Here is a 12,420-nt window from a genome sequence, read left to right on the forward strand (position 1 = left end):
GGTTACCGGGCGATGGTTACCAGAAAATTGGGAAACTATTCTATCTTTGGGACAGGATCGTGGCACGAGGCACAGCAGCATGTATCCAATTGGTGAATTACCGAAGCCGATCGGAAAACAAAAATTTCCGCCCATGAATTCCGGCACGGGTTTCGGTTTGAAATTCGGCAAGTCCGCAGGTGATCCATTGTCGGAACGGGCCCGCTAGTTCTCCGCCCGGGAGCGCCTTATGCCCGGAATGCGCGGCAACTCCTCCGCCAGAAACTCCACAAGCAGCCTGACGCGCGCAATACTGGCCCGTTCCGGCGCAATAAGCATGTTCAACGGCACGGCCGGCGGCGCATGGTCGGGCAGAATCGTTTCGAGGCGGCCGTCCGCGAGCAGATCGTCCACCAGCCAGATATGGGCCGGACCGAAGCCGCGAGCAGCCGCAAAAGCTTCGCGCGCGGCAAGTCCATGATCGAACTGGAGCCTTCCGCCGAACGGCACGACGTAGCGCCTGCCCCCTGCCCGTTCGAGCACGAGATCTTCGCTGCCGGCAATGTTCGACATGCGCACACCCTCATGACCCTTGAGTTCCTCGGGCGTCGTCGGCCGGCCGTGTCTTGCCAGATAGGCGGGAGAAGCAACGAGAACGCGCTGGCTCTGGCCGATCGCCCGCAGCTTCATGGAACTGTCGGCAAGCGGGCCGAGGCGCAGCGCGATATCCACACCCTCGCGGATAAGATCGATGCGCTCGTCGGTCAGGCTGAGATCGACCGCGATCTCCGGATAGCGGTCTTGGAAGGCGAAAATCAATCGGCTGACATGCCGGACGCCGAGCGCTGCCGTGCAGGAGATGCGAACCGTGCCGGCATGGGCGCCCTGTGCGCTTCGCGCCTCATCGGTCGCCTGTTCCACGAGGCGCAGGATTTGCACGACATTGGCATAGTAGCGGCTGCCCTCTTCGGTCAGCGTGACGCGGCGGGTCGTGCGGCTCAAGAGCGCCACGCCCAAGGCTTCCTCGAGCTCGCGCACATGTCGCGTGATGCTCGACTGGCCGACGTTCAGCTCGCGGGCCACGACCGAAAGGTTGCCGCGCTCGGCGACGCGGACAAAGGTGCGGATGCGCTCGAGCGTGATATCGGATCTATCCATTATTCGGCATTATCTTATCCATATCCGACATATAACGCATCAGTCGGGCAGGGTCTATCTTTGGATAAAACCAACGCCAACAGATAGGTGCTCATCATGAATGTACTCATCGTTTTCGCCCATCCCGAACCGAAATCCCTTTCGGCATCGTTGCGCGATGTCGCCGTGCGGGAATTGCAGGCAGCCGGACATACGGTTCAGGTTTCCGACCTCTATGCCATGGGGTGGAAATCCGAGATCGATCGCGCCGACTTTTCTGCCCTGGGGCCGGACGAACGGCTTCTGCCCGTGTTGGCCTCCAAACATGCGTTCGAAAGCGGCACGCTGACGGCCGATGTCAAGGCAGAGATCGAGAAGCTTCTCTGGGCCGATATGTTGATCCTGCAGTTTCCTCTCTGGTGGTTCACCATGCCAGCCATCCTGAAAGGCTGGGTCGATCGCGTGTTCGCATATGGCTTCGCCTATGGCGTCGGCGAACACAGCGACAAGCGGTGGGGCGATCGCTATGGCGAGGGAACCCTGGCCGGCAAACGAGCCATGCTGATCGTCACCGCCGGCGGCTGGGAGGAACATTATTCCCCGCGCGGCATCAACGGCGCCATCGACGACCTGCTCTTTCCGATCAACCACGGCATTCTTTATTATCCAGGCTACGACGTGCTGCCGCCCTTCGTGGTCTACAGTACCGATCGCTTCAACGACCAACGCTTTGAAGCCGCCGCCGAAAGCCTGCGCGAGCGGATGCGGACCCTTGAGACAACGCGCCCCATTCCTTACCGGCGGCAAAATGGCGGGGATTACCATATCCCGACCATGCAGCTCCGTGCGGAGCTGGGCGCTTCGGCAACATCGGCTTTTGCGCTTCACCTCAAAGAAGCGACAGACGCGGAACCGGATTTCCAGCATTCCATCCCGTCGCTTGCGCGCCGGTGATCCCCGGCCGCAATAGTCGAAGCTGATCCCTGGGCCGGTCCATCGGGCCTGTCGCGGGGCCAGCTGGGCAAGGTGCGCCGGCAGAACAGCGGGCCAGGGATTTGACTTGAAGGCCGGCAAGGTCGAAGAATGCTGTTATCGGCCTACTTGAGCCTTTCAAAAATTCGCCGGACGGCTATCAAGTCTCACCAGTTTGAAACAAGGACATTGACAGATGCAGGCGCGGCAGGGTGAGGTTCGAGAACGCATGACGATCCTGGGCGACGTCGACTCGACCTCATTCGTCCCATGGATCCGCCGCCACGCCGATAAGCTCGGGCTTTCCCAGACATTCTTCCATTCCGGCGCGGACAGGATCGAGCTTGAGGTTGCCGGGCCCGTGGAATTGATCGACATGCTGGAAATGGGTTGCTCGCTCGGCCCGATCGACGTCTGGGTCCAGGAGATTCAGCGCAGGATCATGGATGATCGGGAAACACCGCATCTTAGGAATTCCTGATCTATTGCCTTTTATTTAATCATTGTTGCCAATGCGAATTGTTTATGCAAAACCTTTAAAAGCTACGGGGATGCAGGCATCAGTGCCTGCCTATGACCAGCGGCGCTAAGCCATTGGTGAAATTAAGAGAGTTAAGGCTATGCCATTTGATGGGGCCGGGTCCTGGGCGCCAGTCGCCCTCTCCTCTGATCTTCCGCCAGGAACCGTCATACCGGCCTGGACGCCGGAGGGCTCAATCGCTCTATGGCGCAGTCAGTCGGGCCGCGCGGCCGCATCTTCGGATCGCTGTCCTCATCGCGGAATGCGATTGTCGCATGGTTTCGTTCGTGGCGAGGCGCTGTCCTGCATCTATCACGGATGGAGCTATTCGCCATCGGGCGGATGCATTCGCATTCCGGCCCATCCGGATCTCGTCCCTCCGGAAACCATTCGCGTCGCCGTGCAGCGGGTCGAGGAATCGGACGGTATTCTGTGGGTCGCCGTCGGGCAGCCGGCGATGCAGCCCCCTCCGCTCGAGGAACTGATACCGCTACGCTCGTTGACGGTGGAAACAGACGTTGCGGCCATCGAGGACGTGGCAGGAGCGGAGATCGATGCGAACGGTCTGATCCGCCTGCCTGAATTCCCATGGATCGCGCTGCTGCTGGCACCTCAGGAAAAGCATACGCTCCTTCATCTCATGGTCGACAGGGATCGCAGCTCGGCAGACCGCGTTGCGGCATCGCGGACTGTCGAATCCATCCGCCGTGCCGCGGAAGAGCGCCAAAGGGAGAGCGCATGATGAATGGCGGCGCGATGATCGATGAATGGTATCCGGTCGGCCTTTTCAGCCAGCTCAACGAAAAAGGAACCAGGACTTATCTGATGGGCGAGGCGATCGAGGTCGCCCGCGATCACGACGGGAATGCGCGGGTGACGACCGTCGAGGGAAGAACACTTCCCGTCCGCGTTCAGTATGGCCACGTCTGGTCCTCGCTCGGAAAGCCGGACAAGGAGCTTTTTGCCATTCCCGAAGCCGATCAGCCAGGCCGCCGCTTCGTCGAAGTCGGCGTGGTCCGCGTGCGCTGCTCGCCGCTTCGTGCCGTCGAGAATTTTCTCGACATCGCGCATTTTCCGTTCGTTCACACCGACATCCTCGGCGCGGAGCCGCATACGGAGGTCGAAAATTACAAGGTCGAGATCCGCGAGAACGAGGATGAAGTCTGGGCGACGCAGGTAAAATTCTACCAGCCGCAGGCTGCAAAATCGGCATCCGGCGGCATTACGACCGAGTACATGTATCGCGTGCCGGCCCCGACCTGTTCGGTGCTCTACAAGACCTGTCCGCCGCGACCCAGCGAATGGGACGTCATTACCCTGTTCGTCCAGCCGCTCGCGGAGGATCTTTGCGATGTATGGCCGTGGATGGCTCTCTTCGACGACGAGACGCCGATGACCGATCTCATCCACTTCCAGCAGATGATTTTCCTGCAGGATCGCTCTATCCTCGAAAACCAGATACCCACGCTTCTTCCGCTTGATCCCGGCATGGAAATTCCGACCAGGGCCGACCTCACCTCGGTCGCCTACCGGCGATGGCTGAAGCGCCACAACTATACCTACGGCGCACAGTTGGTCGCACAATGAAACTCTATGACTACATCTTATCGCCGAGCTGCTACAAGGTACGGCTGATGGCCGCCATCCTCGGCATCAAGCTCGAAATCCGGTCGGTCGATTTCCATCCCGGCGCGGAGCATCGCGGGCCGGAGCTTCTGGCGCTCAATCCGGCGGGTTCCATCCCCATCCTCGAGGATGGCGATCTTGTGCTGACCGAGTCCTCGGCGATGCTTGCTTATCTCGCTGCCAGTGGTGCACCGGAATGGCTGGGCCAAGGTTCACCGCAGGAGACGGCGCGCGTGCAGCAGTGGCTCTCCTTTTCGCATCGCCTGACGGCCAATCTTGGCAGCGCGCGGCTCCACGAAATGCTTCTGCGGCCAGGAGATATCAAGGCATTGCAGGCTCAAGGGATCGCAGCGCTGCGCGAGCTGGAAGCGGGCCTCTTCGAACAGGGCGAGCGCGGCATGCGGTTCCTTGCGGCAAGCCGGCCGACTATCGCCGATATCGCCTGCTTCCCCTATGTGGCGCTTGCGCCCGACGGCGGCATCACGCTTGATCCCTATCCCTCGATCCGGCTCTGGATGCGTGCCATCCGCAGCCTGCCCGGTTTCATCGAAATGCCCGGCATTCACCGCCTGCACGAGCTGAAACCCGATCCGCATCCGGCAGGGGAGACGTGATGGAATGACCGGTTATCTCCTGAAAAATTGCGCGGCTGTGATCGTCGATGAGGGCAAGGGACCGAGCGTGCGTCGCAACGTCGACCTGCTTACCAAGGGTCCCGCGATCCAGGCGATCGGGGAGAACCTGTCGCAGAACGCGCTGCCGGAGGGCACCATCGCCCAGGACGCTACCGGCTGGTTCGTCTATCCGGGGCTTGTGAACACCCATCACCACTTCTTTCAGTGCTTCGTGCGCAACCGGGCCGATCTCGACTGGACGAAACTTTCCGTCATCGAATGGCTCGACCGCATCTATCCGATCTTCTCGCGGCTGACGGAGGACTGTTTCTATCATTCTTCGGTCACCGCCATGGCCGAGATGATCAAGCATGGCTGTACGACCGCCTTCGACCATCAATATTGCTTTCCCCGCCATGCCGGAAAGCGCCTGATCGATCGCCAGTTCGAAGCCGCCGAACTTCTGGGCATGCGCTTTCATGCAGGCCGTGGCGGCAACACCCTGCCGAAGTCCGAGGGGTCGACGATCCCGGACGCCATGCTCGAAACCACCGACGAATTCATCGCTGATTGCGCGCGGCTGATCGACAGCTATCACGATGCCGGCCCCTTCAGCATGCGTCAGGTGGTGGTCGCGCCCTGCCAGCCGGTCAATTGCTATCGCGAAACCTTCGTCGAGTCGGTCGCGCTGGCGCGCGATCGCGGCGTGCAGATGCATACCCATGTCGGCGAAGGTGAAAGCCCCGTCATCGAGGCGCGGCATGGCATGCGCACGGTCGATTACTGCGCCGAATTGGGCTTTGCCGGCCCCGACACCTTCTATGCTCATTGCTGGGAACTGACGCATGGCGAGCTGCGCAAGATGGCGGCAAGCGGCACCGGCGTCTCCCATTGCCCCGAGCCGGTTTACCTCGTCGGGGCCGAAGTGACCGACATCCCGGCGATGCAGGCTTTCGGACTTCGTATCGGCCTCGGCTGCGATGGAGCCGCATCGAACGACAACTCGAACCTGATGCACTGCATCCATTCCGCCTACATGCTGCAGTGCCTGACAGCCTCGACGCGCGCGCATGCCGTTCCGGCTCCGCTCGACTTCCTGCAATATGCGACCAGCGGCGGCGCAAGCCTGCTGGGACGCAGCGATATCGGGCGCCTCGCTCCGGGCATGGCCGCCGACCTCTTCGCGATCGATACGCGACGGATGGACTATGTCGGGACTCGGCATGACCCGCTGAGCCTGATCGCCAAGGTCGGGATCGGCATGCCCACCGATCTGACCATGATCAACGGGCGCATCGTCTGGAAAAACGGTGAATTCACCGGACTGGATGAGACCGCGCTGTTTGCGGCGGCCGAGGCGGCACTTGCAACAGTAGAATTCTGAAAGCCAAAAAAAGGGGAACTGGGATGCAGAAGAATCTGACCCGCAGAACATTGATGAAAAGCGCGGCCGTCGCAGGCCTCGCAACGGCCTTCACCGGCCGCTCCGCCTTTGCCGCGGCCGAACCGCTCGGCATTACGCTCGTCGTACCCTCGCCGATCGGCGACGTCGGCTGGGGCCATGCGCTGGCCGCCGGCCTTGATCCGATCAAGGCCACCTATGGCGACAAGGTCAAGGTGACGGTGATCGAAAACATCGCCGAAGGCCCGGATGCGGACCGCATCATGAACAAGACGGTTGCCGACGGGAATCATTTCCTCATCGCCGGCTCATTCGGCTATCAGAACGGCGCGCTGCAGATTGCCCGTCGTAATCCGAAGGTGAGCGTCCTGCATGCTTCCGGCTTCCAGGTCGCGCCGAATTTCTCGCCCTTTGCCGCCAAGTATTTTCAGGGGACCTATCTGCTCGGCATGGCGGCGGCCGCAGTGTCCAAGACCGGCAAGCTCGGCTCTGTCTCCGCCTTCGCGATTCCCGAACTGATCACGTCAATCAACGCCTTCACGCTCGGCGCACAGGCGGTGAAGCCCGACATCGAGGTATCGGTCGTCTGGGTCAATTCCTGGTTCGATCCGGCCAAGGAACAGGAAGCGGCAAAGGCCTTGATCTCGCAGGGCTGCGACGTGATCTTCTCGAACGCCCAGGATACGCCCTCGGTCATCTCGGCCTGCGAGGAAGCCGGCGTTTATGCCTTCAACCTGAATTCCTCGATGAAGAAATATGCGCCGAAAACCTATCTCGGCTGCGTATCCACGGATTGGTCGCCCTTCTTCAAGGCATCAGTCGATGCCCATCTCGCCGGCACCTTCAAGGGCGCCAATGCTTTCCTCGGCGTTTCGGACAAGGTCGTCGAAGTGGTCGACTGGAGCCCTGCAATTCCGGCCGACACGATGGCGAAGATCAAGGAAATCGAAGCGAAGATCGCAAGCGGCGGCTTTTCGCCGTTCACCGGCCCGATCACCAAGGCCGACGGCAGCGAAGGCGCGGCTTCGGGGGCGACATTGACGGATGCCCAGATCGTCGCGATGGACTGGCATGTCAAAGGTGTGAAGACGCCTTTGCCGAAGTAAGTCGCTCATGACCATTCCGCTGCTTTCGCTGCGCGGCATATCCAAAAGCTACGGCCAGGTCCATGCCAACAAGCATGTCGATCTGGACGTGGCCAAGGGCTCGATCCATGCCATCCTCGGAGAAAACGGCGCCGGCAAATCGACACTGATGAAGCTGATCTACGGCGTCGAACAACCGGACGACGGGACTATCGCCTGGCATGGGCAGCCCTTGAGCCTTGCCTCTCCCGCGGAGGCGAGGCGTACCGGCATCGGGATGGTTTTTCAGCATTTCTCGCTGTTCGAGAGCCTGACAGTCGTCGAGAATATTCGCCTGATCGTCTCCGGCGGCAGGGCCGAGCTTGCGCAGCGCATCCGTGCTCTCGGGGATGAATTCGGTCTCGAAGTCGATCCGTTGGCGCATGTGCATGAACTGTCGGTCGGCGAGCGGCAGCGGGTGGAAATCATCCGGTGTCTGATGACCGATCCGAAGCTGCTGATCCTCGACGAGCCGACTTCGGTGCTGCCGCCGCAGGCGGTCGGGAAGCTGTTCGATACGTTGCGCCGGCTGCGCGACGGCGGCGTATCGATCCTCTTCATCTCGCACAAGCTGGAAGAGATCCAGTCATTGTGCGACCGTGCGACCATCCTGCGCGGCGGACGCGTGACCGGACATGTGGATCCGCGCGAGCATGATGCCCATGATCTCGCCCGCATGATGATCGGCCGCGACATGCCGGAGCCAATACCAGCATTGCCCTTGGCCGAGGGCGAAAAGCGCCTGGAAATCATCGGCCTCGATCACCGGCCGGACGATCCTTTTGGCATGCCGCTTTCGACCATCAGCCTGAGCGTGCGCAGCGGCGAGATTCTGGGCATTGCCGGCATTTCCGGGAATGGACAAAAGGAACTTGCCGCGCTCATCTCGGGGGAAACGCCCCTGCCCCGGGACAAACGCGATCAGATCTTCATGATGGGGCGGGATGTCGGCAGCCTCGACGCCGCCAGCCGTCGAAAACTAGGCTTTGCCTTTGTCCCGGAAGACCGGCTCGGGCATGGTGCCGTCCCCGAAATGTCGCTGACGCTCAACAGCCTGCTGACGGCTCATCCCTTGAAGCTTGTGCGACATGGTCTCCTTGACAGCACCAAGGCCACCGCCTTCGCAGCTGAGTGCATCCGGGACTATGATGTGCGCACGCGCGGCCCGGATGCGGAAGCCGGCTCGCTTTCCGGAGGAAACCTGCAGAAGTTCATAGTCGGCCGCGAAATCATGCTCGCGCCGAAACTGCTCTTTCTTGCGCAACCAACCTGGGGCGTCGATGTCGGCGCCGCCTCCGCCATTCGCAAGCGGCTGATCGAGCTGCGCAATCAAGGCATGGCCATTCTCGTCATATCCGAGGAACTCGAGGAATTGTTCGAGCTGAGCGACTTTATCCAGGTCCTTTACCACGGCACGCTGAGCCCGCCGCTCGTCACGCGCGATACCCGCCCGGAAGACATCGGTCGATACATGATCGGCGCACAGCCCCAACGGGAAAACCTATCCGCATGAGCAGTTCTTTCGTCGCCGTCTTGCCCACCTTTGTCCGCCGGGAACGGGCCTCGTTCACTGCGAAGCTGCTGGCACCGCCGATCGCTCTCATCGTCACCATCATACTTAATCTCGGCCTCTATATCGCCATGGGTCGCGATCCGGCAGCGGTGATCTACGCCATGCTGGTCGAGCCGTTCTTCTCCTGGGCCTCATTCTCGGAAGTATTGTTGAAGACCGGTCCGCTGCTTCTGATCGCACAGGGTCTGGCGATCGGCTTTCGGGCGAAAGTCTTCAACATCGGCGCCGAGGGCCAATTCATTCTTGGCGCAATCTTCGCCTCCGCCATACCCATCTGGATGCCGCAGGCAACGGGCCAATGGATCTGGCCGGCAATGTTGCTCTTCGGCACCATCGGCGGCGCGCTGTGGGCCTCCTTGACCGCCTTCTGGCGCGTCAGGCTCAATGCCAACGAAATCCTCGTCTCGCTGATGCTGAGCTTCGTCGCCGCGCAATTGCTCAATTACCTGCTTCTCGGCCCATGGAAGGATCCGAACGGCTTCAATTTCCCGCAATCGGTCATGTTCCAGTACGATGCCATGGTGCCGATCCTGTTCGAAGGAACGCGCGTCAACGTCTCGCTCATCCTCGCGGCCGGCCTATCGATCGCGGCATGGATCTTCATGCAGAAGAGCTTCGCCGGATATAAATTGCAGGTCGGCGGACTGGCTCCCCGGGCGGCAGGCTATGCCGGCTTCAAGGAGAGCTGGGCAATCTGGCTCTCGCTGACGATAGGCGGTGCTGCTGCCGGTCTTGCCGGCGCTGCCGAAGTTGCCGGCCCGCTTGGCCAGCTGCAACGTTCCATCTCGACCGGATATGGCTATGCGGCAATCATCGTTGCCTACCTCGGCGGTCTCAATCCGATCGGCATCGTTATTTCCTCGATCGTCATGGCCGCACTCTACATCGGCGGCGACAATGCCATGGTCTCCGCCAATCTACCGATTGCCGCCGTCCGCGTCTTCCAGGGCAGCCTGCTCCTCATCTATCTGATCGCTGTCGCCTTCGTGCGCTATCGCATCGTATGGCGTCCCATGTCCGTCCGGAGCACATCATGAGCGCCGTCGAATTCATCCTCGCAGGCATGCTGGCAGCCGCAACGCCGTTTCTGCTGGCAGCCTTGGGTGAGCTTGTCGTCGAGCGCGCCGGCGTCCTCAATCTCGGTGTCGAAGGATTGATGGCGCTTGGTGCCGTCATCGCCTTCATCGTCGTCTATCACGGGGGCGGCCATTTTCTGGCTTTCCTTGCGGCCGGTCTCGGAAGCGCTCTGCTTTCCATGGTCTTTGCCGGTATCGTTCTCGGCTTCAACGCGAACCAGGTCGCCGCCGGCCTTGCGCTCGGTATCCTGGGCCAGGGCCTCTCGGCGCTATTCGGCAAGAGCTATGAGAGCCTGACCGTCACCACGCTGCCGAAGATCGGAATCCCCGGGCTCTCGCAAATTCCCCTCATCGGTGGCCTTTTCAATCAGGATATCGTCGTCTGGATCTCGCTCGTCGTGACGATCGGCATATGGGCGATGTTTGCCTACGGCAAGATCGGCCTCATCCTGCGCGCCGTCGGCGAAAATCCCAAGGCCGCCCATGCCATCGGCTATCCCATCATCGCGATCCGTTTCGCCGCGGTTGCCTTCGGCGGCATGATGGCAGGCTTTGCCGGCGCCTATGCCGCAACGATCTACACGCCGCTCTGGGCCGACGGCATGATCGCCGGCCGCGGGTGGATTGCCATTGCCCTCGTCGTCTTCGGAACCTGGCTGACATCGAGGATCTTCTTAGGGGCCTGCCTGTTTGGCGCGGTATCGCTGATGGGGCTTGCCGCCCAGGCAAGCGGACTTGCCGTTTCCTCGCAGCTGCTGGCATGCCTGCCCTACCTCGTGACGATCGTCGTCCTCGGCATCATCTCGGCGGACCGTCGCCTGCTGAAGCTCAATGGCGTCGCCTCCCTCGGCGAGCCGTTCGAACGTTAAGCCGTAATCATTCGCCTGGTTTGTGAAATTCCAGCGTGAAACGCACCTCAACGAATGCCGTGGTCGCTCAAGCCCGGCTATGGCGGCCACCGCGAATAGCCGTTCTTCCACATCAAGTTGGCACGCGATGCCTGCTATCGCAGGTAACAGCAATGCAACCGTCGCGCCCAGCCTTACGCCTTGAAACGCTCCACGTTCCCGACAGGAGCCGCCAAGTCGTCGGCAAGACGCACCGGCACATCCATGCGTTCATGCAAAATGCTCATCATGCCGAGATCGCCGTTATCGAGTTCCTGGAAAAAGACATAGTGATGCTCGTAGCGGCTGACGAAGGCCCCGCTTCACATCGGCAGGAGCTGCAGAGCGTTCCGGGAGCTTCCTCCAAATGGCTTTTTCTCGCATAACCGCTGTAAATGCGTATGCAATCCAGTGACATAAGTCACCGCGTGCTTCTCATCCCACGTTTCAACGGTATCCCGCCACATCTTGTCCTGCCCCGCATCCGCGCGTGGATAGAACCGATAGGCCATGATCAGCGGCGCCGATTGCGGCGGATAACATCTTCAGCGGAAACCGCGACAAACTCGCTATCATCCGCCCGCATAGCAGGCGCAAGCTCCCTTTGGAGGGCTTCCCATGCCTCATCACGGGTTTGCAGGTCGCGACGGATCAAGGCGCAAAGTGTTCGCTGACGTTCTCATAGTGGCCATCGGCGCCAATCTGCTCTTGGATATGGTTTGCCGCCTCCATCCTCGGCATCAAACCGGTCTTTCTACTCTTCCGCTTCGCGAGCCGCGCGCCACCACGGTGATGGCATCGCCTTGAGGAGCTGTCTTAAATCATGCTCGCCCAACGCACTTTCGGGGCGTGAGAAACGCACACCACTCGACGTTCACTCCGCCGAGGAAGTCTTCTTCAAACGGACCCCAACGCCGCCGTCGCCGTTCTCCGGAATGAACTCCACCCCCGCTGCTTCAAGAGACAGTTTTAACGTTTGCGCAATCGATCGCGACGGCTCTTTGTCCCCCTGCTCCAGTTGGACAATAGTTCGCAAACTGACCTGTGAAATTTCAGCGAGACCTTGCTGGGTCAGATTGAGCAACCCGCGCGCGGCCCGAACCTGAGAGGGAAAGTTCTTCATTCAACTCCGACATCAATGTTTGCACAAAAAGCGCAAATATGCATATTATGTGAAATCGACCGAACAAGTGCTCGCAACACTTGCCCGGCCTGACCATAACTAAGCTATTTGGGAGCTCAGATCATGGCTGATTCTGACAATAACACGACTTTGTCTTCCGTCACGCGCAGGATGTTGCTGACGGGCACGATGGCAGCCACAGCAACATGGCCGTTCGACTATGGCGCGGCCGCTGCCGAGGCGCTGGCCGGCAATGCCGTCTGCGATCCCGCGCTGGACCTTTGGCGGCAATGGCTGGCCGCACACAATGAAACGCAGCGGCTTTGGAAAATTCAGGTGAGCCTTGAAAGCAGGATGGTCGCCGCCGTCGGATTTCCGCAGGTGGAA

General features: G+C 60.6%; 12 protein-coding genes and 2 pseudogenes. 11 read left to right on the forward strand and 3 right to left on the reverse strand.

Features of this window, described 5'->3' with window-relative positions; genetic code table 11:
* Positions 1 to 204: 204 nt before the first annotated feature.
* The gene (locus tag DQ393_RS20035; protein ID WP_112343485.1) at positions 205 to 1,137 is read right to left on the reverse strand and encodes a LysR family transcriptional regulator; all 933 of its coding nucleotides are present in this window, start codon (positions 1,135 to 1,137) and stop codon (positions 205 to 207) included.
* A gap of 96 nt (positions 1,138 to 1,233) precedes the next feature.
* On the opposite strand from DQ393_RS20035, the gene DQ393_RS20040 reads away from it, so the two are divergent.
* The 10 genes from DQ393_RS20040 (at position 1,234) to DQ393_RS20085 (ending at position 10,892) form a co-directional block, all read left to right on the forward strand.
* Positions 1,234 to 2,070, forward strand: coding sequence for an NAD(P)H-dependent oxidoreductase (locus DQ393_RS20040; protein WP_112343486.1), 837 nt, complete (start codon positions 1,234 to 1,236; stop codon positions 2,068 to 2,070).
* Between the two features lie 214 nt (positions 2,071 to 2,284).
* Positions 2,285 to 2,569, forward strand: coding sequence for an acylphosphatase (locus DQ393_RS20045; RefSeq protein WP_112343487.1), 285 nt, complete (start codon positions 2,285 to 2,287; stop codon positions 2,567 to 2,569).
* A 139-nt stretch (positions 2,570 to 2,708) separates the two neighbouring features.
* A complete protein-coding gene (locus tag DQ393_RS20050) occupies positions 2,709 to 3,350 on the forward strand; it encodes a Rieske (2Fe-2S) protein (protein ID WP_112343488.1) in 642 nt (213 codons plus the stop codon).
* A complete protein-coding gene (locus DQ393_RS20055; RefSeq protein ID WP_112343502.1) occupies positions 3,350 to 4,195 on the forward strand; it encodes an aromatic ring-hydroxylating oxygenase subunit alpha in 846 nt (281 codons plus the stop codon). The genes DQ393_RS20050 and DQ393_RS20055 overlap by 1 nt, the downstream gene beginning before the upstream one ends.
* Entirely contained in the window at positions 4,192 to 4,848 is a 657-nt protein-coding gene (locus tag DQ393_RS20060; RefSeq protein WP_112343489.1) for a glutathione S-transferase family protein, read from the forward strand. The genes DQ393_RS20055 and DQ393_RS20060 overlap by 4 nt, the downstream gene beginning before the upstream one ends.
* Before the next feature lie 4 nt (positions 4,849 to 4,852).
* Complete coding sequence (locus tag DQ393_RS20065; protein WP_112343490.1) at positions 4,853 to 6,232, forward strand: amidohydrolase; 1,380 nt, start codon at positions 4,853 to 4,855, stop codon at positions 6,230 to 6,232.
* A gap of 23 nt (positions 6,233 to 6,255) precedes the next feature.
* The gene (locus DQ393_RS20070; protein WP_112343491.1) at positions 6,256 to 7,356 is read left to right on the forward strand and encodes a BMP family ABC transporter substrate-binding protein; all 1,101 of its coding nucleotides are present in this window, start codon (positions 6,256 to 6,258) and stop codon (positions 7,354 to 7,356) included.
* Between the two features lie 7 nt (positions 7,357 to 7,363).
* Positions 7,364 to 8,887, forward strand: coding sequence for an ABC transporter ATP-binding protein (locus DQ393_RS20075; protein WP_112343492.1), 1,524 nt, complete (start codon positions 7,364 to 7,366; stop codon positions 8,885 to 8,887).
* Positions 8,884 to 9,984 carry an ABC transporter permease gene (locus DQ393_RS20080; protein WP_112343493.1) on the forward strand — a complete coding sequence of 367 codons (1,101 nt, stop codon included), beginning with the start codon at positions 8,884 to 8,886 and terminating at the stop codon, positions 9,982 to 9,984. Before DQ393_RS20075 ends, DQ393_RS20080 begins: the two co-directional genes overlap by 4 nt.
* Complete coding sequence (locus tag DQ393_RS20085) at positions 9,981 to 10,892, forward strand: ABC transporter permease (RefSeq protein ID WP_112343494.1); 912 nt, start codon at positions 9,981 to 9,983, stop codon at positions 10,890 to 10,892. Before DQ393_RS20080 ends, DQ393_RS20085 begins: the two co-directional genes overlap by 4 nt.
* A gap of 532 nt (positions 10,893 to 11,424) precedes the next feature.
* Here DQ393_RS20085 and DQ393_RS34225 read toward each other — a convergent pair.
* Both DQ393_RS34225 and DQ393_RS20100 read right to left on the reverse strand, forming a co-directional pair.
* A pseudogene (locus DQ393_RS34225) lies at positions 11,425 to 11,651 on the reverse strand (transcriptional regulator).
* Positions 11,652 to 11,784: 133 nt separating this feature from the next.
* Positions 11,785 to 12,033, reverse strand: coding sequence for a helix-turn-helix transcriptional regulator (locus DQ393_RS20100; RefSeq protein ID WP_112343495.1), 249 nt, complete (start codon positions 12,031 to 12,033; stop codon positions 11,785 to 11,787).
* Positions 12,034 to 12,156: 123 nt separating this feature from the next.
* On the opposite strand from DQ393_RS20100, the pseudogene DQ393_RS20105 reads away from it, so the two are divergent.
* A pseudogene (locus DQ393_RS20105) lies at positions 12,157 to 12,420 on the forward strand (hypothetical protein); the annotation flags it as partial.

It is taken from the genome of Martinezella tropici (genome assembly GCF_003287875.1).
Classification (GTDB): domain Bacteria; phylum Pseudomonadota; class Alphaproteobacteria; order Rhizobiales; family Rhizobiaceae; genus Rhizobium; species Rhizobium tropici_C.

Bases quoted from the DNA above. Each gene is read 5' to 3' on its own strand.
- DQ393_RS20035 (WP_112343485.1), bottom strand. From the start codon at position 1,137: ATGGATAGATCCGATATCACGCTCGAGCGCATCCGCACCTTTGTCCGC.
- DQ393_RS20040 (WP_112343486.1), top strand. From the start codon at position 1,234: ATGAATGTACTCATCGTTTTCGCCCATCCCGAACCGAAATCCCTTTCG.
- DQ393_RS20045 (WP_112343487.1), top strand. From the start codon at position 2,285: ATGCAGGCGCGGCAGGGTGAGGTTCGAGAACGCATGACGATCCTGGGC.
- DQ393_RS20050 (WP_112343488.1), top strand. From the start codon at position 2,709: ATGCCATTTGATGGGGCCGGGTCCTGGGCGCCAGTCGCCCTCTCCTCT.
- DQ393_RS20055 (WP_112343502.1), top strand. From the start codon at position 3,350: ATGAATGGCGGCGCGATGATCGATGAATGGTATCCGGTCGGCCTTTTC.
- DQ393_RS20060 (WP_112343489.1), top strand. From the start codon at position 4,192: ATGAAACTCTATGACTACATCTTATCGCCGAGCTGCTACAAGGTACGG.
- DQ393_RS20065 (WP_112343490.1), top strand. From the start codon at position 4,853: ATGACCGGTTATCTCCTGAAAAATTGCGCGGCTGTGATCGTCGATGAG.
- DQ393_RS20070 (WP_112343491.1), top strand. From the start codon at position 6,256: ATGCAGAAGAATCTGACCCGCAGAACATTGATGAAAAGCGCGGCCGTC.
- DQ393_RS20075 (WP_112343492.1), top strand. From the start codon at position 7,364: ATGACCATTCCGCTGCTTTCGCTGCGCGGCATATCCAAAAGCTACGGC.
- DQ393_RS20080 (WP_112343493.1), top strand. From the start codon at position 8,884: ATGAGCAGTTCTTTCGTCGCCGTCTTGCCCACCTTTGTCCGCCGGGAA.
- DQ393_RS20085 (WP_112343494.1), top strand. From the start codon at position 9,981: ATGAGCGCCGTCGAATTCATCCTCGCAGGCATGCTGGCAGCCGCAACG.
- DQ393_RS20100 (WP_112343495.1), bottom strand. From the start codon at position 12,033: ATGAAGAACTTTCCCTCTCAGGTTCGGGCCGCGCGCGGGTTGCTCAAT.